This window comes from Pseudomonas graminis (assembly GCF_013201545.1).
In the GTDB taxonomy this organism is placed as follows: domain Bacteria; phylum Pseudomonadota; class Gammaproteobacteria; order Pseudomonadales; family Pseudomonadaceae; genus Aquipseudomonas.
Map to the genome: position 1 here is coordinate 1,003,163 of NZ_CP053746.1, position 23,441 is coordinate 1,026,603.

Annotated in this window: 22 protein-coding genes; 14 read left to right on the top strand and 8 right to left on the bottom strand. The window is 61.1% G+C overall.

What is annotated here, in order from left to right; translation table 11 throughout:
• Positions 1 to 139: 139 nt before the first annotated feature.
• On the bottom strand, positions 140 to 2,107 hold the full coding sequence (locus FX982_RS04540; protein ID WP_172609808.1) for a sensor histidine kinase: 1,968 nt from the start codon (positions 2,105 to 2,107) through the stop codon (positions 140 to 142).
• A 518-nt stretch (positions 2,108 to 2,625) separates the two neighbouring features.
• Between FX982_RS04540 and FX982_RS04545 the strand changes: the two genes are divergently transcribed.
• The 4 genes from FX982_RS04545 (at position 2,626) to FX982_RS04560 (ending at position 6,179) form a co-directional block, all read left to right on the top strand.
• Positions 2,626 to 3,423, top strand: coding sequence for a hydroxymethylpyrimidine/phosphomethylpyrimidine kinase (locus tag FX982_RS04545; RefSeq protein ID WP_172609809.1), 798 nt, complete (start codon positions 2,626 to 2,628; stop codon positions 3,421 to 3,423).
• Between the two features lie 23 nt (positions 3,424 to 3,446).
• Positions 3,447 to 4,073: a thiamine phosphate synthase gene (thiE, locus tag FX982_RS04550; RefSeq protein ID WP_065988356.1), complete on the top strand. Its 627-nt coding sequence runs from the start codon at positions 3,447 to 3,449 to the stop codon at positions 4,071 to 4,073.
• A 57-nt stretch (positions 4,074 to 4,130) separates the two neighbouring features.
• Positions 4,131 to 5,414 carry a glutamate-1-semialdehyde 2,1-aminomutase gene (gene hemL, locus FX982_RS04555; RefSeq protein WP_172609810.1) on the top strand — a complete coding sequence of 428 codons (1,284 nt, stop codon included), beginning with the start codon at positions 4,131 to 4,133 and terminating at the stop codon, positions 5,412 to 5,414.
• A gap of 198 nt (positions 5,415 to 5,612) precedes the next feature.
• A complete protein-coding gene (locus tag FX982_RS04560; RefSeq protein ID WP_172609811.1) occupies positions 5,613 to 6,179 on the top strand; it encodes a tetratricopeptide repeat protein in 567 nt (188 codons plus the stop codon).
• A 6-nt stretch (positions 6,180 to 6,185) separates the two neighbouring features.
• Here the strand turns inward: FX982_RS04560 and FX982_RS04565 are convergent, their stop codons facing one another.
• Positions 6,186 to 6,512, bottom strand: a complete 327-nt coding sequence (locus FX982_RS04565) for a DUF1820 family protein (RefSeq protein ID WP_037018011.1) — start codon at positions 6,510 to 6,512, stop codon at positions 6,186 to 6,188.
• A gap of 131 nt (positions 6,513 to 6,643) precedes the next feature.
• Between FX982_RS04565 and miaB the strand changes: the two genes are divergently transcribed.
• From miaB to lnt, 5 genes are all read left to right on the top strand, one after another.
• On the top strand, positions 6,644 to 7,972 hold the full coding sequence (gene miaB, locus FX982_RS04570) for a tRNA (N6-isopentenyl adenosine(37)-C2)-methylthiotransferase MiaB (RefSeq protein ID WP_172609812.1): 1,329 nt from the start codon (positions 6,644 to 6,646) through the stop codon (positions 7,970 to 7,972).
• 263 nt (positions 7,973 to 8,235) lie between these two features.
• A complete protein-coding gene (locus FX982_RS04575) occupies positions 8,236 to 9,252 on the top strand; it encodes a PhoH family protein (protein WP_122536903.1) in 1,017 nt (338 codons plus the stop codon).
• Entirely contained in the window at positions 9,245 to 9,760 is a 516-nt protein-coding gene (ybeY, locus tag FX982_RS04580; RefSeq protein ID WP_172609813.1) for an rRNA maturation RNase YbeY, read from the top strand. The genes FX982_RS04575 and ybeY overlap by 8 nt, the downstream gene beginning before the upstream one ends.
• A 5-nt stretch (positions 9,761 to 9,765) precedes the next feature.
• Positions 9,766 to 10,608 (top strand): HlyC/CorC family transporter, encoded by an 843-nt coding sequence (locus FX982_RS04585; RefSeq protein ID WP_065988361.1) that lies wholly within the window; start codon positions 9,766 to 9,768, stop codon positions 10,606 to 10,608.
• A gap of 26 nt (positions 10,609 to 10,634) precedes the next feature.
• On the top strand, positions 10,635 to 12,155 hold the full coding sequence (lnt, locus tag FX982_RS04590) for an apolipoprotein N-acyltransferase (protein WP_172609814.1): 1,521 nt from the start codon (positions 10,635 to 10,637) through the stop codon (positions 12,153 to 12,155).
• 218 nt (positions 12,156 to 12,373) lie between these two features.
• On the opposite strand, the gene FX982_RS04595 is transcribed toward lnt, so the two are convergent.
• Together FX982_RS04595 and FX982_RS04600 are read right to left on the bottom strand one after the other, a co-directional pair.
• Positions 12,374 to 13,135: a YdcF family protein gene (locus tag FX982_RS04595; RefSeq protein WP_172609815.1), complete on the bottom strand. Its 762-nt coding sequence runs from the start codon at positions 13,133 to 13,135 to the stop codon at positions 12,374 to 12,376.
• 85 nt (positions 13,136 to 13,220) lie between these two features.
• Positions 13,221 to 13,592, bottom strand: coding sequence for a hypothetical protein (locus tag FX982_RS04600; RefSeq protein WP_122536898.1), 372 nt, complete (start codon positions 13,590 to 13,592; stop codon positions 13,221 to 13,223).
• A 300-nt stretch (positions 13,593 to 13,892) separates the two neighbouring features.
• On the opposite strand from FX982_RS04600, the gene leuS reads away from it, so the two are divergent.
• From leuS to FX982_RS04625, 5 genes are all read left to right on the top strand, one after another.
• On the top strand, positions 13,893 to 16,499 hold the full coding sequence (leuS, locus tag FX982_RS04605; RefSeq protein ID WP_172609816.1) for a leucine--tRNA ligase: 2,607 nt from the start codon (positions 13,893 to 13,895) through the stop codon (positions 16,497 to 16,499).
• An 85-nt stretch (positions 16,500 to 16,584) separates the two neighbouring features.
• A complete protein-coding gene (locus tag FX982_RS04610; protein WP_122536896.1) occupies positions 16,585 to 17,190 on the top strand; it encodes an LPS-assembly lipoprotein LptE in 606 nt (201 codons plus the stop codon).
• A 42-nt stretch (positions 17,191 to 17,232) separates the two neighbouring features.
• Positions 17,233 to 18,270, top strand: coding sequence for a DNA polymerase III subunit delta (holA, locus tag FX982_RS04615; RefSeq protein ID WP_172609817.1), 1,038 nt, complete (start codon positions 17,233 to 17,235; stop codon positions 18,268 to 18,270).
• Between the two features lie 95 nt (positions 18,271 to 18,365).
• Complete coding sequence (gene arfA, locus FX982_RS04620; RefSeq protein WP_172609818.1) at positions 18,366 to 18,524, top strand: alternative ribosome rescue factor ArfA; 159 nt, start codon at positions 18,366 to 18,368, stop codon at positions 18,522 to 18,524.
• A gap of 86 nt (positions 18,525 to 18,610) precedes the next feature.
• Complete coding sequence (locus tag FX982_RS04625; protein ID WP_172609819.1) at positions 18,611 to 19,948, top strand: lytic murein transglycosylase; 1,338 nt, start codon at positions 18,611 to 18,613, stop codon at positions 19,946 to 19,948.
• Positions 19,949 to 20,029: 81 nt separating this feature from the next.
• Here FX982_RS04625 and lipA read toward each other — a convergent pair whose 3' ends face one another.
• The 4 genes from lipA to FX982_RS04645 all read right to left on the bottom strand — a co-directional run bounded on the left by lipA (position 20,030) and on the right by FX982_RS04645 (position 23,274).
• Positions 20,030 to 21,091: a lipoyl synthase gene (lipA, locus tag FX982_RS04630; RefSeq protein ID WP_122536892.1), complete on the bottom strand. Its 1,062-nt coding sequence runs from the start codon at positions 21,089 to 21,091 to the stop codon at positions 20,030 to 20,032.
• A gap of 1 nt (position 21,092) precedes the next feature.
• Positions 21,093 to 21,740 (bottom strand): lipoyl(octanoyl) transferase LipB, encoded by a 648-nt coding sequence (lipB, locus tag FX982_RS04635; protein WP_172609820.1) that lies wholly within the window; start codon positions 21,738 to 21,740, stop codon positions 21,093 to 21,095.
• Positions 21,740 to 22,015 (bottom strand): DUF493 domain-containing protein, encoded by a 276-nt coding sequence (locus tag FX982_RS04640; RefSeq protein WP_122536890.1) that lies wholly within the window; start codon positions 22,013 to 22,015, stop codon positions 21,740 to 21,742. Before FX982_RS04640 ends, lipB begins: the two co-directional genes overlap by 1 nt.
• 98 nt (positions 22,016 to 22,113) lie before the next feature.
• Positions 22,114 to 23,274: a D-alanyl-D-alanine carboxypeptidase family protein gene (locus tag FX982_RS04645; RefSeq protein ID WP_122536889.1), complete on the bottom strand. Its 1,161-nt coding sequence runs from the start codon at positions 23,272 to 23,274 to the stop codon at positions 22,114 to 22,116.
• Positions 23,275 to 23,441: the final 167 nt, after the last annotated feature.

Consider the following 23,441-nt stretch of genomic DNA (forward strand, 5'->3'; position numbering starts at 1 on the left):
GTCCATGAGGCGCCTCCGGTCCGGGCAGCACGCGGCGGTCGTGCAGTTGACCTAGTGAATCACGCACCCCGCCCCGGCGACAGCGCCATAGAAGACGAAATCACGGCGGTTTTGACTTGTCGACGCATGGCCTCGCAAATCAACTGTAGGAGTGACCGGGGTGGCGCTCCACCTTCACATCCAGGCTCAAGCGGAACTGACTGCCGTTGCCCGGCTCGGATTGATGGCTCAGGCGCCCGCCCTGCAATTCAATCAACTGTCGGCAAATCGCCAGACCGATGCCTAGCCCGCCGTATTCCCGCGTCGTCGAGCCATCCACCTGGAAGAAATTGGCGTACAGCGTTTCTTCATCAAGACGGCTGAAGCCGATGCCGGTGTCGATGACGTCGATCACCAGCCGTGCGTGTTCAGCGTCTGCGCGCTGGCCATTGACGCGGACTCTAACGGACCCGGTCTTGGTGAACTTGATCGCGTTGTCCAGCAGACACTCCAGGCACTGGCGCAACTTCACGCCGTCACCTTCGAGGCTGTCCGGCAGCGTCTCGTCCAGCTCAACACTCAGCGCCAGCGCCTTGTTGCGGGCCAGCGGTTCGAAGCCGCTGCGAAGCTGAAACAGCACATGACGCAGGCTGAACGGCTCGTTGCGCACGGTGATCCGCCCGGCTTGCAGTTCGGTCAGGGTGAGGATGCCGTTGACGATGCCCATCATGTTTTGCGCGGAATCGGCGGCGGTCTGGCGATACAGCTCGATCTCGCTCTGCGCCGCGTCCATCTGCATCAATTCCAGCGAACCGATCACGCCGTTCATGGGCGTGCGCAGTTCATGGGTCAGCGTGGCGAGAAACTCGTCTTTCAATCGGTTACTCACAGCCAGTTGCTGGTTGAGGGTCTCAAGCCCCTGCTGCGATTCCGCCATGATCTGCGCCTCGCGCTCGCGCATGGCGTTGATGCGGTCGGCCAATGCCAGCGAGAGCAACGCCACCTCAATCACCGAACCGATCTGGCTGGCGTACATGGTCCAGAAGTTGTTGGGCAGGTGCCCGAGCAGCATGGTCGCGTTGACCACTCCGCCGACCAGGAACGCCGACCAGCCAATAATGAAATACCGCGCGACCCGCCGCCCCTTGAACCACGCCGCCACCCCGATCAACAGCACGACCGGCGTGAACAGGAGCACCAGCCCGGTCACCAGGCGCAGCGCGACACCGTAATCCGTGCTCAATGCGAGCGCCATGATCACCGCAGCGCAAACCATCATCACCAGCAACGGCACGTCCAGCCAGCGACCCAGGCTGGGCGTCTGCAGAAATCTTCGGGTGAACTGGCTGGCAAACAGGATCGCGGCGGCAATCAGAAATGTCGTTGAGGTATTGGCCCACCACGGATTGTTCGGCCAGAAATACTCGATCGCCGCGCCGTTAACCGACACCTGATACAGGCCGAAGAAGCTGATGTAGAGGATGTAATGCAAATACGCGGTGTCACGCACGCTGAGGTAGATGAACAGGTTGTAGACCAGCATCACTGCCAGCACGCCGTAAATCATGCCGAGGATGTACAGGCGCGACGGCTGCTCTTCTATATAAGCGTGACTGGCCCACAGATTGAGCGGCGCCTGCACCGAGCCGTGACTGGCGACGCGCAGGTAAACGGTCTTGGTTTCGTGGGCGTTCAGGTTCAGATCGAACACGTAGTTGTTCTGTTTAATCTGCCGACTGGCAAACGGCAGCATGTCGCCGGTCTGCCAGGCCAGACTGGGGCGCGCATCGCCGTCGCCGAGGTACAGATCGACGTGGTCCATGGGCGGATAGGCGAGTTCCAGTAACCAGTCGGCGGATGCCATTGGGTTGGCGGGGCGATAGGTCAGTCGCACCTTGAGCCAGAAGGCGGAGCGCGAGTAACCGGCGTTGAGCGACGGACCGACGAGGGGGCGGAAACGCGCGGCGCCCTCGGGGGACGAGACTTGCTGGATGGTGGCATCGCCGGTGGGGTCTTCGAACACTTGGGTGTCGCGCCCCAATGCCAGGCTGCGGGTGTTCTCATTGAAATCGACGGCGCTGGCGAACATCGGCAACAGGCAGAGGAGAGTGATCAGCACCAGACGCATGGGACACCCCCTCGTCGCTGATGAAGGGCGTGAGCCGCCGTGGAATCGTGGGTCGGCTTCACAATTCTGCGAGCGACCGTTGTATCGGTCGAGGGGGTCAGCGGGCAACGCACTTGCATTTACTCTTTTGGCGGAACAGATCAAGCGCCACAGGATAGCGACTGATAGCTCGATGACACCATCTAAATCTGTGCATTGGATGGGACTGGCTCTTTCACATGCAGGACTTGCTTTAGGCGGGAAGGCGTCAGATGTCTCGCTGCAAAATCAATGGTGTTTGCACCGGCCTCTTCCCGGCTGAAGCCGGTCCTACTAAAAATACCGCATACACATAGTAGAAACGGCGTTAGCCGGAAAACTGCTTGGTGGTACAGGCTGAACGCAATTCACTTAGTGGGACCGGCTTTAGCCGGGAAAGCGTCGGATGTCTCACCGCAAAATTGATCGTGTTTGTACTGGCGTCTTCCCGGCTGAAGCTGGTCCCACTGGCAAAAACTTTAGTGGTAAGCTCGCGCACCATGAATATCTATAGCTCCCGCCCTGTTGTCCTCTGTCTCTCCGGCCACGACCCCAGTGGCGGCGCCGGCTTGCAGGCAGATATCGAAGCCCTGCTCGCCCAGGGTTGCCACGCCGCTCCCGCCGTTACTGCCCTGACCGTTCAGGACACCGTGAATGTCACTGACTTTCGGGTGCTGGATCGCGAGTGGGTGCTGGCGCAAGCCAATGCCGTGCTCAACGATTCCACCGTCGCGGCGGTGAAGCTGGGGATGTTGGGTTCGCTGGAGATGGTCGAAACTATCGTCGAACTGCTGGCCGCTCATCCGCATCTGCCCATGGTCTGCGATCCGGTGTTGCGCGCCGGTGGCGGCGGTCGACTGGGCAAGGACGAGGTGGGTTATGCCATGCGCGAGCGTCTGCTGCCCCTCGCCACCATCGCCACGCCGAACCTGCCGGAAGCGCGCATCCTCGCCGAGCTCCCCGAAGGCACTGCCGACGAATGTGCCGAGAAGCTGCTGCCGTTCTGTGAGCACTTGTTAATCACCGGCGGTCATGGCGATGAGCACGAAGTTCACAACCGTCTGTACATCCGCGGCGGGCATTCACGCACCTTTACTTGCCAGCGCCTGCCGGGCAGTTATCACGGCTCCGGCTGCACACTGGCCAGCGCGCTGGCGGGAAGACTGGCGCTGGGTCAGGACCTGATCGGTGCTGTGCAAATGGCGCTGGACTACACTTGGCGCACGCTGCGCGATGCCGAACAGCTGGGCCGGGGACAATTCGTTCCGCGCCGCCTGCCGCTGGATTTCTGCTCGTAACGCCACGAAAAAGAGGCACCTTGATGAGATTACGTGGCTTGTATGCCGTGACCGACAGCCAGCTGTTGGCCGGCAAATTCCTGTCTTACGTCGAAGCCGCCCTCGATGGCGGCGTGACCCTGCTGCAATACCGCGACAAATCCGGTGACGAGACCCGCCGCCTGCGTGAGGCCTCGGCGCTGCTCAAGCTGTGCGAGCGCTATAAGACCCGCCTGATCATCAACGACGACGCCGAAGTGGCCGCGCGCCTGGGCGTTGGCGTGCACCTTGGGCAAACCGACGGCTCACTGCCGGACGCCCGTGCCCTGCTCGGTCACAAAGCCATTGTCGGGGCGACCTGCCACGCGCAACTGGAGCTGGCCGACAAGGCCAAGGCCGACGGCGCCACCTATGTTGCCTTCGGACGCTTCTTCAATTCCCAGACCAAACCCGGCGCGCCCACCTGCAGCCTCGACCTGCTCAGCCAGGCGCGCAAGCGCATCAATCTGCCCATCGCGGTGATTGGTGGCATTACCCTGGATAACGCCGCGCCGCTGGTGGCCCACGGCGCCGATCTGTTGGCCGTCGTGCACGGGCTGTTCGGCGCTGAAACCACTCAGGAAGTCACCCGCCGCGCACGGGCTTTCAACGATTTGTTCAAGCCCGCCTGATTTTTGATCAGGCCGGTTACGCACTCATTCATTCCCGATTCAAACAGAGACCTCATCATGTCCCGTTCTGAAACCCTGTTCGCCAACGCCCAGAAACACATCCCCGGCGGCGTCAACTCGCCGGTCCGCGCTTTCAAAAGCGTCGGTGGCACGCCGTTGTTCTTCAAACACGCGGTGGGCGCTTACGTCACCGATGAAGACGACAAGCGTTATGTCGATTACGTCGGCTCGTGGGGTCCGATGATTCTGGGTCACAGCCACCCGGACGTGCTGGATGCCGTGCGCAAGCAGTTGGAGCACGGGCTGTCGTACGGCGCGCCGACCGCAATGGAAACCGAGATGGCCGATCTGGTCTGCTCGATCGTGCCGTCGATGGAGATGGTGCGCATGGTCAGCTCCGGCACCGAAGCGACCATGAGCGCGATTCGCCTGGCCCGAGGTTTTACCGGCCGGGACAGCATTATCAAATTCGAAGGCTGCTACCACGGCCACTCCGACAGCCTGCTGGTGAAAGCCGGCTCGGGCGCGCTGACCCTTGGCGTGCCGAGTTCGCCCGGCGTACCGGCGGCGTTCGCCAAGCACACGCTGACCCTGCCGTTCAACGACATCGAAGCGGTCAAGACGATGCTGGCTGACGTCGGCCAGGAAGTGGCGTGCATCATCGTCGAGCCGGTTGCCGGCAACATGAACTGCGTGCCGCCTGCGCCGGGTTTCCTGCAAGGTCTGCGCGAGGCCTGCGACGAGCACGGTGTGGTGCTGATTTTTGATGAAGTGATGACCGGTTTCCGGGTCGCCCTCGGCGGAGCGCAGGCCTATTACGGCGTGACGCCGGACCTGAGCACTTTCGGCAAGATCATCGGTGGCGGCATGCCGGTCGGCTGTTTCGGCGGCAAGCGCGAAATCATGTCGCACATCGCGCCCCTGGGCCCGGTGTATCAGGCTGGCACGCTGTCGGGTAATCCGCTGGCGATGGCGGCGGGCCTGACAACGCTGCGCCTGATCAGCCGTCCGGGTTTCCACGACGAACTGAGCGCCTTCACCACGCGCCTGCTGGAAGGCCTGCAACAGCGCGCTGATGCCGCCGGCATCCCGTTCGTGACCACACAGGCGGGCGGCATGTTCGGCCTGTACTTCAGCGACGCCAAAGAAATCGTCACCTTCCAGGACGTAATGACCAGCGACGCCAATCGCTTCAAGCAGTTCTTCCACCTGATGCTGGAAGGCGGCGTGTACCTGGCGCCGAGCGCGTTCGAAGCGGGCTTCACCTCAATCGCCCACGGCGACGCGGAGTTGCAGCAGACGCTGGATGCGGCCGAAAAGGCCTTCGCTCAACTGAAATGACGGGCTTAGCGGGCGGAACGGAGTCCGCCCGCCTACCTGCAGCCTGCTCAACCTCCCTGAATTCAGGGTAATCAAGCCCGCGCAGCAGAAAATCAGTAAAGACTTTGTAAGGTTGCCCTCGCTTATTTCATAATGCGCAGCCAGCACGTTTCGCTGGACGGGCATGCCCGCACCTTTTTCAGAGGTAAGTCGACTTCCATGAATCGCACCGGCCGCACCCTTGCATTGGGCTGCCTGTTGCTTCTTCATCCCCTGCTGGCAAATGCAGGTGGCAACTCGTTGTTGATCCCGGCGGTGGGTCGTTGCACCCTCAATACCCAGCCAGACAACCTGCCAGCAGCGTTGTCCGCTTGTCAGCAGGCGGCTCAGGATGGGGATGCGCAGGCGCAATACGAGTTAGGGGAGTTCTACTACGAGGGCAAAGGTGCGCCGCGCGATCTGCCCCAGGCGCTCAACTATTTCGAAAAAGCTTCGTTGCAAGGACATGCTCAGGCGCAGTACCAGCTGGGTTTGATGTTCTTTCGTGGCGAAGGGGTGCAGGCCAATAACATTCAGGCGTACATCGTGCTGAAGATGGCGGCGGTGAACGGTTCGGAAGATGCGCTGGATCAGGCGGATGAAGTGTCCGCGCAGATGAAGCGCGAAGATCTGGAAGTGGCCACCCAAGTGCTCGGGCAGATCTTCCGCAAATACCTGCTGGAGCTGCAGACCGCTGAAGGACGCACACCGTTTGCGCCCTTCCCTGACGACAGCGCCAAGCCTTAACCGGGATTACTTGTCCGGCATCGGCATCGGAAACGGCATGACGTTGCCGGTGTGACGCGCTTCGGAAATCTTCGCGGTGCCCATCCGCTCCACTTCATCGATCCTCACGATCGAGTGCATCGGCACAAAGCTGCGCACAACGCCATCGAACTGCGCTTTGAGTTTCTCTTCGCTAGGGTCGACCACAACGGTGGTGCGCTCGCCGAAGACGAATTCTTCCACTTCCAGAAAACCCCACAGATCGCTCTGATAGATCTGTTTGGCGTACATCTCGAACACCTGTCCCTGGTTGAGAAAAATCACCTTGTAGATTGGAGCTTCGCGTTTGGTCATAACAGGCAGGCAGTGATCAGCGTTTTGAAAAGGGCGCGAACTATAGCATGCCGCTGGTTAGACGACGCTAGGAAGCCGGGGCCCGCATCCCTATAATGCGCGGTTCTTTGAATCACCTGATGAACCCCCGCATGGCCAAGAAGCTTTACATCGAAACCCACGGTTGCCAGATGAACGAGTACGACAGCTCGCGCATGGTCGATCTGCTGGGCGAACATCAAGCACTGGAAGTCACCGCACGGGCGGAAGACGCTGACGTCATCCTGCTCAACACCTGCTCGATTCGCGAGCGGGCGCAGGACCGGGTGTACTCCCAGCTTGGCCGCTGGCGCGAATTGAAGCTGGCAAATCCGGAAATGGTCATCGCCGTCGGTGGCTGCGTGGCGAGTCAGGAAGGCGCGGCCATCCGCGATCGCGCGCCGTACGTCGACGTGGTGTTCGGCCCGCAGACCCTGCACCGTCTGCCGGAAATGATCGACGCCGCGCGCATCACGCGCCTGCCTCAGGTCGACGTCTCGTTCCCGGAAATCGAAAAATTCGACCACTTGCCCGAGCCCCGTGTCGATGGCCCGAGCGCTTATGTGTCGGTGATGGAAGGCTGCAGCAAGTACTGCACGTTCTGCGTGGTGCCTTACACCCGTGGCGAAGAAGTCAGCCGGCCGTTCGACGACGTCATCAACGAGGTGCTTCACCTGGCCGAGAACGGCGTGCGTGAAGTGACCCTGCTGGGCCAGAACGTCAACGGCTACCGTGGCACGACCCACGACGGGCGCCTTGCTGATCTGGCCGAACTGATTCGGGTGGTTGCCGCCATCGACGGCATCGACCGCATTCGCTACACCACCTCGCACCCGCTGGAATTCTCCGACAGCCTGATTCAGGCCCACGCGGAAGTACCGGAACTGGTGAAGCATCTGCACTTGCCCGTGCAATCAGGTTCCGACCGGATTCTCGCGGCCATGAAACGCAATCACACCGTACTCGAGTACAAGTCACGCCTGCGCAAGTTGCGCGCAGCGGTGCCGGACATCTGCATCAGCTCCGACTTCATCGTCGGCTTCCCGGGCGAAACCGAGAAGGATCACCTGCAAACTATGAAGCTGGTGGAAGACGTCGGCATGGATTTCTCCTACTCCTTCGTTTACAGCGCGCGCCCCGGCACACCCGCGGCCGATCTGGCCGACGACACTTCCGAAGAGGTGAAGAAAGAACGCCTCAAGCAGCTGCAGGACCTGATCAACCGTCAGGGCCTGGACATCAGCCGCAAGATGGCCGGCACTGTGCAGCGCATTCTGGTCACCGATTACTCGAAGAAGGACCCCGGCGAACTGCAGGGCCGTACCGAGAACAACCGGATCGTGAATTTCCGCTGCGACAACCCCCGGCTGATCGGCCAGTTCACCGACGTTTACATCGACAGCGCCCAACCTCACTCACTGCGCGGGTCGTTGTTGCAATAAGCCAAAGCGCCCCAATGTAATCGCCACGCATGATTGTTTGTGCGCAGGCACGGGCACAGAATCAGGTGCCGGACAGCAGCCATACGTCGGCTGCACCGGCGCGCGATTCAGTTCGCAAGGCCGGCAGGCTGTCTGTTAGAGGGCACCCTGCCGGGCGTCTGCGCACCTCATTTATCCATTAGTGAGTGAACCCTTCCGGACACTGCCTGCAGGGGTTATCCTTCACGTCACTTCACATTGCCGTCGGGCGGCCCAAAACCACTTTGAACGCACCTATCGAACCACATCGCTTCAGCCTCGAACCTATCGAGGCTCACCGCTTCGCCAATCTGTGCGGGCAATTCGACGAGCACCTGCGCTTGATCGAACAGCGCCTGAACATCGAGATCCGCAATCGCGGAGCCCAGTTCGAGATGATCGGCGAGCGCAAACAAACCACCTCGGCAGAAAACCTGCTGCGCCGGCTGTATCGGGAAACGAAAGCGACCGAACTGTCCCCGGACATGGTTCATCTGTTCCTGCAGGAGTCCGGCGTCGAAGAGCTGGACAACCACCCTGCTGCCGAAGTCGGCGTCGCTCTGCGTACCAAGAAAGGCATGATTCGCCCGCGTGGCTTGAATCAGCAGCGGTACGTGAAGGAAATCCTCGCCAACGACATCAACTTTGGCATCGGCCCGGCCGGTACCGGCAAAACCTATCTGGCGGTGGCCGCTGCGGTGGATGCGCTTGAGCGCGAGACCATCCGCCGCATCCTGCTGGTGCGTCCTGCCGTAGAAGCGGGCGAAAAGCTCGGCTTCCTGCCCGGCGACCTGTCCCAGAAAATCGACCCGTACCTGCGCCCGCTGTATGACGCGCTGTACGAAATGCTCGGCTTCGAATACGTCGCCAAGCTGATCGAGAAGCAGGTGATCGAAGTCGCGCCGCTGGCTTACATGCGAGGTCGCACTCTTAATAACAGCTTCATCATTCTCGACGAGAGTCAGAACACCACCGTCGAGCAGATGAAAATGTTCCTGACCCGTATCGGCTTCGGTTCCACGGCCGTGATCACCGGTGACGTCACCCAGATCGACTTGCCCAAGGGCACGAAATCTGGGCTGAACCACGTCATCGACGTGCTCAAGGACGTGCCGGGCATCAGCTTCACCCACTTCAAGCCCAAGGACGTCGTGCGCCATCCGCTGGTGCAGCGCATCGTCGAAGCGTACGAGCGCTACGAAGAACGCAACGACAACCCGGCCGTTCCCCAGGGTTCACGGGACACTCGCCGCGATGCTTGAGCTGGATCTGCAACTTGCGAGCGCGGCCAGCGCCCCAAGCGAAGCCCAGTTCCGCCTCTGGTGTGAAATGGGCCTGCGCCAGCGTTCGGCTGATTCGGAACTGACCATTCGCCTTGTCGACGAAACCGAAGGCCGGGAGCTGAACAACACGTGGCGGCACAAGGATTACGCCACCAACGTGCTGTCGTTTCCTGCCGACGTCCCCGACGAGATGCTGGACATCCCGCTGTTGGGCGATCTGGTCATTTGCGTGCCTGTCGTCACCCGTGAAGCCGCTGAACAAGGCAAGTCACCGGACGCCCATTGGGCGCATCTGGTGATTCATGGCTGTCTGCATCTGTTGGGCTACGATCACATCGATGATGACGAAGCCGAAGAGATGGAAGCGCTGGAACGGGAGTTGCTTGCAAAGCTTGGCTATCCGGATCCTTACGCCGACGACGAAACCGTCAACACCCCGCATTCCGACACACCCCATTTAGAAACATCAGCCAAGGACCACGAGTAAGGGCTATGAGCGAAGACCGATCGAGCAACGGGCAAAAGTCATGGTTGGGCAAACTGACCCAGGCATTTGCCCATGAGCCGAAAAACCGCCAGGAGCTGCTGGAGCTGCTGCGCGAAGCCCATCAGAACAAGCTGCTGGACAGTGAAGCGCTGGCCATCGTCGAAGGTGCCATCCAAGTCGCCGACCTGCAGGTCCGCGACATCATGGTGCCGCGTTCGCAGATGATCAGCATCAAAGCCAGCCAGACCCCACGCGAGTTTCTGCCAGCCGTGATCGACTCGGCGCACTCGCGTTACCCGGTCATCGGCGAAAGCCACGATGACGTGCTGGGCGTATTGCTCGCCAAGGACCTGCTGCCGCTGATTCTCAAGGAAGACGGTGGCAGCGGCGACGTGAAAAGCCTGCTGCGCCCGGCGACATTCGTCCCTGAATCCAAGCGCCTGAACGTGCTGTTGCGGGAATTCCGCGCCAACCACAATCACATGGCCATCGTCATCGACGAATACGGCGGCGTGGCGGGTCTGGTGACCATCGAAGACGTGCTTGAGCAAATCGTCGGCGACATCGAAGACGAGCACGATGTCGAGGAAGACAGCTACATCAAGCCGCTGCCCAGTGGCGACTTCCTGGTCAAGGCGCTGACCCCGATCGAGAGCTTCAACGAGTTCTTCGACAGCGGGTTCTCCGATGACGAATTCGACACCGTGGGCGGTCTGGTGATGAACGCGTTCGGGCACCTGCCCAAGCGTAATGAAATCACCGAAATCGGCGCGTACCGTTTCCGCATTCTGAATGCCGACAGCCGTCGTATTCACTTGCTGCGCCTGAGCCCGATCAACCGCACGTAACGCCCTACCCGCTTTAAGGAATGTAAATGCGCTGGATCACCCGCCCCGGCTGGCCCGGTAACCTGCTGGCCATGGTGGCCGGCGCGTTGATTACCCTGGCCCTGGCACCGTTCGATATCTGGCCGCTGGCGATTGTCGCGCTGCTGGTTTTCTATCTCGGCCTGCGAGACCTCACACCGCGTCAGGCCCTCTGGCGCGGCTGGTCCTACGGGTTTGGCCTGTTCGGCGGCGGCACCAGCTGGATTTACGTCAGCATCCACACCTACGGAGAGGCGCCGGTCTGGCTTGCCGTGTTCCTGATGGTGCTGTTCTGCGCCTCGGTGGCATTCTTCTTCGCCCTGCCAGCCTGGATCTGGGCTCGCTGGATCCGCCGCAACGAAGCCCCGCTGGCCGATTCACTGGCCTTCGCGGCGCTGTGGTTCGGCCAGGAAATGTTTCGCGGCTGGTTCCTCACCGGTTTCCCCTGGCTCTATTCCGGCTACAGCCAATTGGACGGCCCCCTCAAAGGCCTCGCGCCAGTGGGCGGCATGTGGCTGATCTCCTTCGTGCTCGCGCTGAGCGCCGCTTTGCTGTGCAACTTGCCCCGCTTGCGGACACGCGCGCCGAAGCTGGCGGCTGGCATCGTGTTGCTGCTGGCGCCGTGGGTTGCCGGGCTGGCGCTGAAAAATCACGCCTGGACCGAGCCTTCCGGTCAGCCACTGACCGTCGCGGCCATGCAGGGCAACGTCGAGCAGAGCATGAAGTGGGACCCGGCGGCACTGAACGCGCAACTCGCCCTGTACCGCGACATGACGTTCACCTCGAAAAAAGCCGACCTGATCATCTGGCCGGAAACAGCGGTGCCTGTTCTCAAGGAATCGGTCGAAGGTTACCTGTCGGTGATGGGCAAGTTTGCGGCCGACCGGGATTCGGCGCTGATCACCGGCGTGCCGCTGCGTGAGAAAGGCACCCATGGGGAATACCGTTACTACAACGCCATTACCGTCACCGGCGAAGGCGATGGCACTTACCTGAAACAGAAGCTGGTGCCGTTTGGTGAGTACGTGCCGCTGCAGGACCTGTTGCGCGGGCTGATCGGGTTTTTCAACCTGCCGATGTCCGACTTTGCCCGCGGGCCGTCCGGGCAAGCGCTGTTACAGGCGAAGGGTTATGAAATCGCGCCGTTCATTTGTTATGAGGTGGTGTATCCAGAGTTCGCCGCAGGACTGGCGGCGCAAAGCGATCTGCTGCTGACGGTCAGTAACGATACCTGGTTCGGCACCTCCATCGGCCCGCTGCAGCATTTGCAGATGGCGCAGATGCGCGCACTGGAAGCCGGCCGCTGGATGATCCGCGCCACCAACAACGGCGTCAGCGCGCTGATCGACCCGTTTGGCAAAATCACCACCACCGTGCCGCAGTTCGAGCGCGCCGTGATGTACGGCGAAGTCACCCCGATGCAAAACCTCACGCCGTACCTGCACTGGCGCTCATGGCCGCTGATCGTGTTGTCGCTGCTGCTGATCGGCTGGGCATTCTTTGCCGGCAGGATGGCGAAGGCGGTCTGAGCCAGTTGCTGGCTCTCTGCAATAGAGGTCACGGCGTCCTGACACAGCGCCGTCGTGCAGCGAACGCAACCCTGTGGGAGTGAGCTTGCTCACGAAGACGGCACATCAGCCGCCGAAGATCTAGCGGCTGCCCCGGCCTCTTCGCGAGCAAGCTCGCTCCCACATGGACAGTGCCTACCGCACCACCGTGGTTCCTCCACGACGCCAAGGCAATTCTGTCACCGGTAAAACAACCGATACCCCACCAACCCCGCCGCTTCGTTGAGCAATTGCCCGTTCTGCCACACTGCCCTCGCCTCCGGGGTCCAGCCTCCGAACGGGCGGGCATTGTCCACGCTGAGGAATCCCACAGGCGCCGGGACCACGGTGAATCCGGCCTTCTCGAAACTCCAGACCGAACGCGGCATGTGCCACGCCTGGGTGACCACGACCACGCGCTTGATGCCCTGGGGCAACAAGATCGCGGCGGTCATGTTGGCGTTTTCCCATGTTGTGCGGCTTTCCCCTTCCTGCCAACGGACATTCACCCCAAAGTCGTCGCGCAGGGAATCGGCCATGATCGCCGCTTCGCTCGGCGGCTGACCGTAATGCAGCCCGCCGGTGGTGAGGATCGGCAAACCGGACGCCTTCGACAGACGCGCGGCGTATCGCATGCGCTCCAGCGCAACGCCCGTCGGGATGTCAGTGCCCCAGCTCGGGTCGTTGCGCTCACGGCCTGACCCTAGAATCACGATCGCGTCCGCACGCTGCGCCAGCGTTGCCCACTCGCTCTGCGGCAGCGGCGGAATGCGCTCGATACCCTTCGCCGACCACTCCACCACAATGGGCAGACTCATTGCGGTCATGCCGCCAACGCCGATGACGAACAGCACCCGCGCCAACACTGGCCGGCGATTTCTCAACCACCAGGCAAGCACCAACAACAGCAGGAAAAGGCCCGGAGGCAGTAGCAGGTTTTTGATGAAATAACGAAAGGGCATCGGGCATCTCCAAAGATGCCCGAAGCCTAGAAGCAATGACGCTAAGCAGCAATGCTCGATTGGCCGGGGTCAGCCCCCGCAGAAGTTAACGCTTGAAATGTTTGGTGGAACTGTAGCGACTCAACTTTGCCGACACTTTGGCTCGGCGCTGATCCTTGAGCCAGATGACATTGGCGTGAGGATGGGGCGCTCGCATCGGCTCGGAAGGCTCCCGTGAGGTGCTGGAACGTGCCCTCGTGACGATCGGAAAATCTTCTTTGAGAGCGACTTCGGTTCTGCCCAGATAAGCCTCGATCAACTGAAACTCGGCGTGACTCAAGCCACGCAACTCAAGCTCGGCGGGGGATTCGTTCCGAAGCCGCACCGCTGTTTTTGCCGTGTCCAGAGCCAGGCCCAGACGATCGATCAAACGGTCATACACATCAGGTTGCTCTACTTCATGCTGCAGCTCTGCCATCCGTTCACCTCACTGAAGATAAACATTTACCCCCGTCAGTGAGCTTAGCGCCACTGCAAAAACCGGCGCGATGCCGCGACCAACGGCGGATGCCGCAGATGCCGAGTCTTGAGCACGCAATCAGGGTTTCCCTCGGCTTGGTAGCCTCATGTATGCTACGGCGCTTCCTGTAAATCCACTTCCGCCCAACCGGGCAGGGATGCATCGCAATGCGGACGGCCTCGTCTGGCATGCGAAGGCTTCCTGATCCGGCCACGCCGAGAAGCGGTCAAGGGTCACTCATTTCAGCCAAAAGTAGCCATGCACGAACTCTACCAGCCCCGCGAAATCGAAGCCGCCGCCCAGACCTTCTGGGACGAGCAAAAGTCTTTTGAAGTCAGTGAACAGCCAGGCAAGGACACCTTTTACTGCCTGTCGATGTTCCCTTACCCCAGCGGCAAGCTACACATGGGTCACGTGCGCAACTACACCATCGGCGACGTGATCGCCCGCTATCAGCGCATGCAGGGCAAAAACGTGCTGCAGCCGATGGGCTGGGACGCATTCGGCATGCCGGCGGAAAACGCCGCGATGAAGAACAACGTCGCCCCTGCCAAGTGGACCTACGAAAACATCGCCTACATGAAGAACCAGCTCAAGAGCCTGGGTCTGGCGATCGACTGGTCCCGCGAGATCACTACCTGCAAACCCGATTACTACCGCTGGGAACAATGGCTGTTCACTCGCCTGTTCGAAAAAGGCGTGATCTACCGCAAGAACGGTACCGTGAACTGGGACCCGGTCGACCAGACCGTCCTGGCCAACGAGCAAGTCATCGACGGGCGCGGCTGGCGTTCGGGCGCGGTGATCGAAAAACGCGAAATCCCGATGTACTACTTCAAGATCACCGCCTACGCGGATAAGCTGCTGGAGAGCCTCGACGAGTTGCCGGGCTGGCCTGAACAGGTCAAGACCATGCAGCGCAACTGGATCGGCAAATCCCGCGGCATGGAAGTGCAGTTTCCGTACGACCAGGCGTCCATCGGCGAAGCCGGCACCCTGAAAGTCTTCACCACCCGTCCCGACACCCTGATGGGCGCGACGTACGTGGCCGTTGCCGCCGAGCACCCGCTGGCGACCCTGGCTGCGCAGAACAATCCCGAGCTGCAAGCGTTCATCAACGAATGCAAAAGCGGCAGCGTCGCCGAAGCCGACGTCGCCACCCAAGAAAAGAAAGGCCTGCCGACCTCGCTGTTCGTCGAACACCCGCTGACCGGCGAGAAACTGCCGGTGTGGGTCGCCAACTACGTGCTGATGCATTACGGCGACGGCGCGGTCATGGCTGTTCCTGCCCATGACGAACGTGATTTTGAATTCGCGACCAAGTACAGCCTGCCCATCAAAGCCGTTGTGCGCACCAGTGCGGGCGATGAAACCCCTGCACCGTGGCAGGACGCATACGGCGAGCACGGTCAGTTGATCAACTCCGGTGAGTTCGACGGCCTGGATTTCGCCGGCGCATTCGACGCCATGGAAGCCGCGCTGCTCAAGAAAGAACTGGGCAACTCACGCACCCAGTTCCGCCTGCGCGACTGGGGCATCAGCCGTCAGCGCTACTGGGGCTGCCCGATTCCGATCATTCACTGCGACACGTGCGGCGACGTGCCTGTCCCGGAAGATCAACTGCCGGTCAAGCTGCCTGAAGACGTGGTACCGGACGGCGCGGGCTCACCGCTGGCGCGCATGCCCGAGTTTTACGAGTGCAGTTGCCCGACCTGCGGCGCACCGGCCAAGCGCGAAACCGACACCATGGACACCTTCGTCGAGTCCTCGTGGTATTTCGCCCGCTACGCCTCGCCTCATTACGAAGGCGGTATGGTCGACCCGAAGGCCGCGAATCACTGGCTGCCGGTTGATCAGTATATCGGCGGTATCGAACACGCGATCCTGCACTTGTTGTACGCGCGCTTCTTCCACAAGCTGATGCGCGACGAAGGCCTGGTTAGCTCCAACGAGCCGTTCAAGAACCTGTTGACCCAAGGCATGGTCGTGGCCGAGACGTTCTACCGTCTGGAAGCCAACGGCAGCAAAACCTGGTTCAACCCGGCAGACGTTGAGTTCGAACGCGACAGCAAAGCCAAAATCATCGGTGCCAAACTGATTGCCGACGGCCACCCGGTTGAAATCGGCGGCATCGAAAAGATGGCCAAATCGAAGAACAACGGCGTCGACCCTCAGTCGATGATCGACCAGTACGGCGCCGACACCTGCCGGCTGTTCATGATGTTCGCCTCGCCGCCTGACATGAGCCTGGAATGGTCTGACTCTGGCGTGGAAGGCTCGCACCGCTTCCTCAAGCGCGTCTGGCGTCTGGCTCAGGCCCACGTGACGGCGGGCGCTGCAGGCGCACTCGACAAAACCGCTCTGAACGACGACCAGAAGGCCATCCGCCGCTCGATTCACCTGGCCATCAAGCAAGCTGGTCAGGACGTTGGGCAGCATCACAAATTCAACACCGCCATCGCTCAGGTGATGACGCTGATGAACGTCCTGGAAAAGGCGCCGCAGGTTTCGACTCAGGACCGCGCGCTGTTGCAGGAAGGTCTGGAGACCGTCGCGCTGTTGCTGGCGCCAATCACCCCGCACATCAGCCACGAGCTGTGGGCTGCGCTGGGCCACTCCGACCCGATCATCGACGCCGGCTGGCCTGTGGTCGATGACTCGGCACTGGTGCAGGACACGTTGCAATTGGTGATTCAGGTCAATGGCAAGCTGCGTGGCCACATCGAGATGCCGGCCAGCGCCACCCGCGAAGAAGTCGAGGCTGCCGCACGGATCAACGAAAACGTCCTGCGCTTCATCGACGGCCTGACGATCCGCAAAGTGATCGTGGTGCCGGGCAAACTGGTTAACATCGTCGCCAGCTGACGCAATCGGGCGCCTGCCTGCAGGCGCCGCATCAATTTCAAGAACCCGGGGTGCCGGGCTCTAACGGATTCAAGGGAGCAACAAGATGATCAAACGCAATCTGCTGGTAATGGGACTCGCGGTTCTGCTGAGCGCCTGCGGTTTCCAGCTGCGCGGCACTGGCACCAATGCCCTGTCGCTCAAGGAACTGGACGTGAGCGCCCGAGACGCCTATGGCGACGTCGTCACTCAACTGCGTCAGACCCTGACCAACAGCGGCGTACACGTCTACACCGGCGCCCAGTACAAATTGTTCATCGCCCGTGAAGACGAAGCCCAGCGCACCGCGAGCTACGCCGGCTCGGGTCGTTCCGCCGAATACGAACTGACCACCGTGCTGAAGTATGAGATCCACGGTAGCAAGGACGTCCTGCTGATCGATGACTCAGTGCAGTCGCAGAAGGTTTTCGTGCATGACGGCAACAACCTGATCGGCTCTGACCAGGAAGCCGATCAGATCCGTAAGGAAATGCGCACTGACCTCGTGCAGAAGGTATTGGCCCGTCTGCAACAGCTGTCGCCTCAACGTCTCGACGAGCTGCAAGCCAAAGCTGACGCCGCTGCCCGCGCCCAGGCTGATGCCGAGGCCGCTGCTCAGCGCATTCGCGACGAGACGCCACAACAGTCGCCTATCGAAATCCCGTCCAAGTGACGGCATCGGGGCCGGTTCGCCGGCCCCGATCTTTTCTGACCCATGAAACTCGCCCCCGCCCAGCTTTCCAAACACTTGCAAGGCACTCTTGCGCCCGTCTACATCGTCAGCGGCGATGACCCGCTGCAATGTCAGGAGGCGTGCGACGCCATCCGTGCGGCTGCGCGTCAGCAAGGCTATGACGAGCGTCAGGTATTCAGCGCCGATTCGAGCTTCGACTGGGGCACCCTGCTCCAGGCGGGCGCAAGCATGTCGCTGTTCGCCGAGCGCAGGCTGCTGGAGTTGCGCCTGCCGTCCGGCAAACCCGGCGACAAAGGTGCTGCCGCATTGCTGGAGTACTGCGGCCGTCCTGCCGAGGACACGCTGCTGCTGATCAGCCTGCCCAAGCTCGACGGCTCGGCGCAGAAAACCAAATGGGGCAAGGCGCTGGTCGAAGGGCCACAAACCCAGTTCGTGCAGATCTGGCCGGTGGACGCCAGCCAGTTGCCGCAATGGATTCGTCAGCGCCTGTCACAGGCCGGCCTCGCAGCAACGCCGGACGCCATCGAACTGATCGCCGCGCGGGTGGAAGGCAATCTGCTGGCGGCTGCGCAGGAGATTGAAAAGCTCAAGCTCATGGCCGACGAAGGCCAGATTACGGTTGAGACCGTGCAGGCTGCGGTGGCCGATAGCGCGCGCTTCGATGTCTTCGGGCTGACCGACGCGATCCTCAATGGCGAAGCGGCGCATGCGCTGCGAATGCTCGAAGGGCTGCGCGGCGAAGGCGTTGAGCCTCCTGTGATTCTCTGGGCGCTTTCCCGTGAGCTTCGTGTGCTGGCCAATCTGGCGTTGCAGTTCAGTCAGGGCATCCCGCTGGACAAAGCCTTCAGCCAGGCACGGCCGCCCATCTGGGACAAGCGCAAACCGTTGATGAGCAAGGCCCTGCAACGCCACTCCGCGCGACGCTGGGGTCAGCTGTTGATGGACGCCCAACATATCGACGCGCAAATCAAAGGCCAGGCGCAAGGCTCGGTCTGGAGCAGCCTGAGTCGACTGACGCTGCTGATGGCAGGGCAACGACTGGCATTGCCGGCGGAATAATCGGTAACGGTTCGATAGCTCAGGTTAATTGGACAGCGGCGCCAAACTGGCAGAATATCCCCGCTGCTCCATCCCACCACTTGAGCGAGAACGCCATGAGCAAAGCCAAAAAGCGGCCGAACAAGGCCAAATCCATCATCGCCCAGCCACTGTTCCGCAGCCGTCAGGAACAACCCGGCAAAGGCAAAGGCAGCTACCGCCGCGAAGCCTTCCAGTCTAAAGGCTGGGAGGCTTCTTCCGTTATGGCGGCTTGAAAACTTCAGGTTACTGACTGACGCCCCACCAACAGGGCCGGCATGTTAAGGTCTGTACCTTCCGGTTTAGCCCTGTGGACCCCAGAATGCCCCCAAGCTTTCCCCGTCGCTGGCACCTTCGCCAGTTGATCGCCGCCTCCAGCCTCTTTGCGCTGGTTGCCTGTGCCGAGCAGCCTACCGCTGCCGTTGCCACCCCGCTCCAGGCCGCACCCGCGGCGCAAGTTGTCAAAAGTCTGCCCGCGCCCTCCGGCGCTGTTGCGCAGCCTGACAACGGCAACTTTGAAATACAGCCCGCAATGACTTTCAGTGAGTGGCAGAGCCAGTTCCGTGCTCTGGCGCTGAACGCCGGTGTGCGCCCCGAGGTGTTCGATAACGCCTTTGCTGGCATCACGCCCGACATGAGCGTGGTCAAGGCCGATCGCAGCCAGCCGGAATTCAGTCGCCCGGTGTGGGAATACCTCGACGGCGCCATGTCCGCCGTGCGCGTGCGCAAGGGTCAGGCCTTGCTCAATCAATACGCCGACGCGCTGAGCGCCATCGAGCAGCGTTATGGCGTTGATCGGCAGGCACTGGTCGCCGTGTGGGGCATGGAGAGCAGCTTCGGCCAGTTCCAGGGCACTCAGTCGGTGATTCGCTCGCTGGCCACGCTGGCCTACGAGGGACGCCGACCACAGTTCGCCCAGGACCAGTTGATTGCCGCCCTGCAGATCATTCAGCACGGCGACATCGATGCGCCGAGCATGCTCGGCTCGTGGGCAGGCGCCATGGGCCAGACGCAGTTCATTCCGACGACCTACAACACCCACGCGGTGGACTTCGACGGCGACGGTCGCCGTGATATCTGGAACTCCCCCAGCGATGCGCTCGCTTCCACTGCCCATTACCTGCAAAGCTCCGGCTGGCAGAAAGGCCAGCCGTGGGGCTTCGAAGTGCAATTGGCTCAAGGTTTCGATTACGCACTGGCCGACGCTTCAACCCGTAAATCCATCAGTGAATGGCAACAGCTGGGGCTGAAGCTGCCGAACGGTTCTGCGCTGCCGGCCAACGTGCTGCAACAGCAAGCCGCCTTGCTGCTGCCCGCAGGCTACAAAGGTCCGGCCTTTCTGGTGATGGATAACTTCCGCGCCATCCTCAAGTACAACAACTCGTCGTCCTATGCGCTGGCGATCGGTTTGCTGTCCGAGCGCTTCAATGGTGGCGGTTATGTGCAGGGCAGCTGGCCGCGCGGCGATCGTCCGTTGAGCCGCTCCGAGCGCATTGAACTGCAGACGCTGCTCTCTGCCCGCCAGTACGACGCGGGCGCCCCGGACGGGATCATCGGCGCCAACACACGTAAAGCGATTCGCAGTGCACAACAATCCTTTGGCTGGCCTGCAGACGGGTATCCGACCCAGGAATTGCTGCAGCAGTTGCGCCAGCCGTAACTGCGCAGAATCAAACGCAACACAAAAAAACGGGCCGGATATTTCTATCCGGCCCGTTTTTTTGCATTTACGACGCTGTGATCAGCCTGCTGTGAGCAGCGACTTGACCAGCTTGGCTTGTTCGTCCGCGTGGTACGAGGAGCGGACCAGCGGGCCGGAAGCGACGTTCTTGAAGCCCATTTTGTAGCCTTCTTCGGCGAACCAGTCGAAGACGTCCGGGTGCACGAAGCGCTGCACCGGCAAATGGTTGCGCGACGGTTGCAGGTATTGGCCCAGGGTCAGCATGTCGATGTTGTGCTCGCGCATGCGCTGCATGACCTCGATGACTTCTTCGTCAGTCTCGCCCAGTCCCAGCATCAGCCCGGATTTGGTCGGCACGTGGGGGACCATTTCCTTGAAGCGCTTGAGCAAGGTCAGCGACCACTGGTAATCCGAACCCGGGCGCGCAGCCTTGTACAGGCGCGGCACGGTTTCCAGGTTGTGGTTGAAGACGTCTGGCGGCGTCGCGGCGGTGATTTCCAGCGCGATGTCCATGCGGCCACGGTAATCCGGGACCAGGGTCTCCAGCTGCACGTTCGGCGACAGCAGGCGGATCTCACGGATGCAGTCGGCGAAGTGCTGAGCACCGCCGTCGCGCAGGTCGTCACGGTCAACGGAGGTGATCACGACGTATTTGAGTTTCAGGTCAGCGATGGCGACGGCCAGGTTCTTCGGCTCATCGGTGTCCAGCGCTTTCGGACGTCCATGGCCGACGTCGCAGAATGGGCAGCGACGGGTGCAGATGTCACCCATGATCATGAAGGTCGCGGTGCCGCCAGAGAAGCACTCGCCCAGGTTCGGGCAAGATGCCTCTTCGCACACGCTGTGCAGCTTGTGCTTGCGCAGCAGCGCTTTGATACGGTCGACTTCAGGCGAGACCGGGATGCGCACGCGAATCCAGTCAGGCTTCTTCGGCAGATCGACCGTCGGGATGATCTTCACCGGGATGCGCGCGACTTTTTCCGCGCCGCGCAGCTTCACGCCCGCCTCCACTTTCGGACGGGCCACACGCTCAGGCGTGGCCACGCTCACTGTCGGGATCAGGGTCTGTACGGCATTCTCTGTATTCACGACAGTGTCAGCTGCCTCATACGCGGTAGTCATATCAATCCATTCCGCCCGTTAGGGTCGTCTGCTCAGCGTAGTCGAGGTGGTTGACGAGCTGCGCACGCAGCCGGGCACTAACCTCGGCAAATTCAATCGGACCTGCCTGTTCGCGCAGCTGGGTCATCGCCAGCCCCGCATACCCGCAGGGATTAATCCGTTTAAAAGGGTTCAGATCCATATCGACGTTCAACGCAAGGCCGTGAAACGAACAGCCATTGCGGATGCGCAGCCCCAGTGAGGCGATCTTGGCGCCATCGACGTACACACCCGGCGCGTCAGCCTTGGCAGCTGCGTCTACGCCGTAACTGGCCAGCAGGTCGATCAAGCTACGCTCAATCCGCGTGACCAGCTCGCGAACGCCAAAGCCCAGACGTCGCACGTCCAGCAGCAAGTAAGCAACCAGTTGGCCGGGGCCATGATAAGTCACTTGGCCGCCGCGATCGACCTGCACCACCGGGATATCCCCCGGCAGCAACAAATGCTCGGGCTTGCCGGACTGGCCCTGGGTGAACACCGGCGGATGCTGCACAAGCCAGACCTCATCGGCGGTTTCGCGGTCGCGACCATCGGTAAAGCGTTTCATGGCCTGCCAGGTGGGCTCGTAGTCGGTCAGCCCGAGTTCACGAAAGCCCAGAACCGCGCCCATCACAGCACCATGTGCACGAAGCCGGTGGCCCGCAATTCGCTGTTGATGTCGTAAAGCTGGTCTTGCCCGGTGGCAATGATATGCAGCTGAACGGTGGTGTACTTGCCGTTGCTGCTCTGGCGCTCGGCCAGGGTTTTCATGTCAACGGTCGCGTGTTTCTCAAGAATCTCAATGACTCTGTCTTTGAAGCCCACGCCCGTGTCGCCGATGATCTTGATCGGATAGTCGGCGCAGGGAAATTCGATTTTTGGCGCTTTTACTTCGGAATCTGTCATGGCAGTAACGGCCTCGTAAGCCGGAAAACGGACAGGCCCCCGGCGCGGTCAGCGACGGGGGCGTACGGAGCAACGGTCAGCTTTTGATCAATCGTTGATCAGTTGAACAGACCGTAGAAGAACAAGCGGATGCTATCCCACAGGCGGCGGAAGATGCCACCCTCCTCGACGGCGTCGAGGGCGATCAGGTTGGCGCTGTGCACGACCTTGTCGTCCAGCTTGACCTCAACCTTGCCGATAACGTCGCCTTTGGCGATCGGAGCAACCAGCTGTGGATTCATGGTCATGCTGGCGGCCAGCTTCTTCAGCTCGCCTTTTGGCATGGTCATGGTCAGGTCTTCTGCCAGACCGGCTTTGACTTGACGCTCGGTGCCTTTCCAGACCGGCGCTTGAGCCAGCTCGGTGCCTTTCTGATAGAAGGTCTGGGTTTCGAAGAAGCGGAAACCGTAGGTCAGCAGCTTCTGGGTCTCCGCAGCACGTGCCTGCTCGCTGTTGGTGCCGAACACCACAGCAATCAGACGCATGCCATCACGAACGGCCGAGGACACCATGCAGTAGCCGGCTTCTTCGGTGTGACCGGTTTTCAGACCGTCGACGGTCTTGTCACGCCACAGCAGCAGGTTGCGGTTTGGCTGCTTGATGCCGTTCCAGAAGAACTCTTTCTGCGAGTAGATCGCGTAGTGAGCCGGGTCTTCGTGAATGATCGCGCGTGCCAGCAGGGCCATGTCATGGGCGGTGGCGTAGTGATCAGGATTCGGCAGGCCGGTCGGGTTCATGAAGTGGCTGTTGACCATGCCCAGGTCGGCAGCGGTCTTGTTCATCAGGTCGGCGAAGGCATCTTCGCTGCCGGCGATGTGCTCGGAAAGCGCAACGCTGGCGTCGTTACCCGACTGAATGATGATGCCGTGCAGCAGGTCGCTGACGGTGACCTGGCTGCCCACCTTGATGAACATCCGCGAGCCGCCGGTGCGCCAGGCGTTTTCGCTGACGGTCACAGGGTCGTTTTCGCCGATCTGGCCGCGACGGATTTCCAGCGTGGCGATGTAGGCGGTCATCAGCTTGGTCAGACTGGCCGGTGGCAGGCGCTGGTCGCCATTGTTTTCGACCAGAACGTTGCCGCTGTTGGCGTCCATCAGCACATAAGCCTTGGCAGCCAGTTGCGGTGGCGATGGCGTCATCTGTTCTGCCGCAAACACGGCAGGCGCGGTGAATAGCGGGATAAGCAGGCAAAGGCGTTTTGCAAAGCTGGTGATGTTCATCCGTCTCTCGAAAATGCTAATGGGCAAACATGCCCTTGCGGGCAAAGCGGGTGCCGGGCTACCCCGGCAAACGGGCTCACATTCTACAGAACATGCCGTGAAAAGCTGCTGACAACGACAAACCCGGTCGGCACGTCGTCGGTCAGGCGGCGAAACTCGCCTCCGTT

What these genes read in the sequence shown, in the direction of transcription:
- FX982_RS04585 (WP_065988361.1), top strand. Translation starts at nt 9,766, where the DNA reads ATGAGCGAAGACCGATCGAGCAACGGGCAAAAGTCATGGTTGGGCAAA.
- thiE (WP_065988356.1), top strand. Translation starts at nt 3,447, where the DNA reads ATGAGATTACGTGGCTTGTATGCCGTGACCGACAGCCAGCTGTTGGCC.
- FX982_RS04640 (WP_122536890.1), bottom strand. Translation starts at nt 22,015, where the DNA reads ATGACAGATTCCGAAGTAAAAGCGCCAAAAATCGAATTTCCCTGCGCC.
- lnt (WP_172609814.1), top strand. Translation starts at nt 10,635, where the DNA reads ATGCGCTGGATCACCCGCCCCGGCTGGCCCGGTAACCTGCTGGCCATG.
- arfA (WP_172609818.1), top strand. Translation starts at nt 18,366, where the DNA reads ATGAGCAAAGCCAAAAAGCGGCCGAACAAGGCCAAATCCATCATCGCC.
- FX982_RS04645 (WP_122536889.1), bottom strand. Translation starts at nt 23,274, where the DNA reads ATGAACATCACCAGCTTTGCAAAACGCCTTTGCCTGCTTATCCCGCTA.
- FX982_RS04625 (WP_172609819.1), top strand. Translation starts at nt 18,611, where the DNA reads ATGCCCCCAAGCTTTCCCCGTCGCTGGCACCTTCGCCAGTTGATCGCC.
- FX982_RS04595 (WP_172609815.1), bottom strand. Translation starts at nt 13,135, where the DNA reads ATGCCCTTTCGTTATTTCATCAAAAACCTGCTACTGCCTCCGGGCCTT.
- miaB (WP_172609812.1), top strand. Translation starts at nt 6,644, where the DNA reads ATGGCCAAGAAGCTTTACATCGAAACCCACGGTTGCCAGATGAACGAG.
- holA (WP_172609817.1), top strand. Translation starts at nt 17,233, where the DNA reads ATGAAACTCGCCCCCGCCCAGCTTTCCAAACACTTGCAAGGCACTCTT.
- FX982_RS04565 (WP_037018011.1), bottom strand. Translation starts at nt 6,512, where the DNA reads ATGACCAAACGCGAAGCTCCAATCTACAAGGTGATTTTTCTCAACCAG.
- FX982_RS04610 (WP_122536896.1), top strand. Translation starts at nt 16,585, where the DNA reads ATGATCAAACGCAATCTGCTGGTAATGGGACTCGCGGTTCTGCTGAGC.
- lipB (WP_172609820.1), bottom strand. Translation starts at nt 21,740, where the DNA reads ATGGGCGCGGTTCTGGGCTTTCGTGAACTCGGGCTGACCGACTACGAG.
- lipA (WP_122536892.1), bottom strand. Translation starts at nt 21,091, where the DNA reads ATGACTACCGCGTATGAGGCAGCTGACACTGTCGTGAATACAGAGAAT.
- FX982_RS04545 (WP_172609809.1), top strand. Translation starts at nt 2,626, where the DNA reads ATGAATATCTATAGCTCCCGCCCTGTTGTCCTCTGTCTCTCCGGCCAC.
- leuS (WP_172609816.1), top strand. Translation starts at nt 13,893, where the DNA reads ATGCACGAACTCTACCAGCCCCGCGAAATCGAAGCCGCCGCCCAGACC.
- FX982_RS04540 (WP_172609808.1), bottom strand. Translation starts at nt 2,107, where the DNA reads ATGCGTCTGGTGCTGATCACTCTCCTCTGCCTGTTGCCGATGTTCGCC.
- hemL (WP_172609810.1), top strand. Translation starts at nt 4,131, where the DNA reads ATGTCCCGTTCTGAAACCCTGTTCGCCAACGCCCAGAAACACATCCCC.
- FX982_RS04560 (WP_172609811.1), top strand. Translation starts at nt 5,613, where the DNA reads ATGAATCGCACCGGCCGCACCCTTGCATTGGGCTGCCTGTTGCTTCTT.
- ybeY (WP_172609813.1), top strand. Translation starts at nt 9,245, where the DNA reads ATGCTTGAGCTGGATCTGCAACTTGCGAGCGCGGCCAGCGCCCCAAGC.
- FX982_RS04600 (WP_122536898.1), bottom strand. Translation starts at nt 13,592, where the DNA reads ATGGCAGAGCTGCAGCATGAAGTAGAGCAACCTGATGTGTATGACCGT.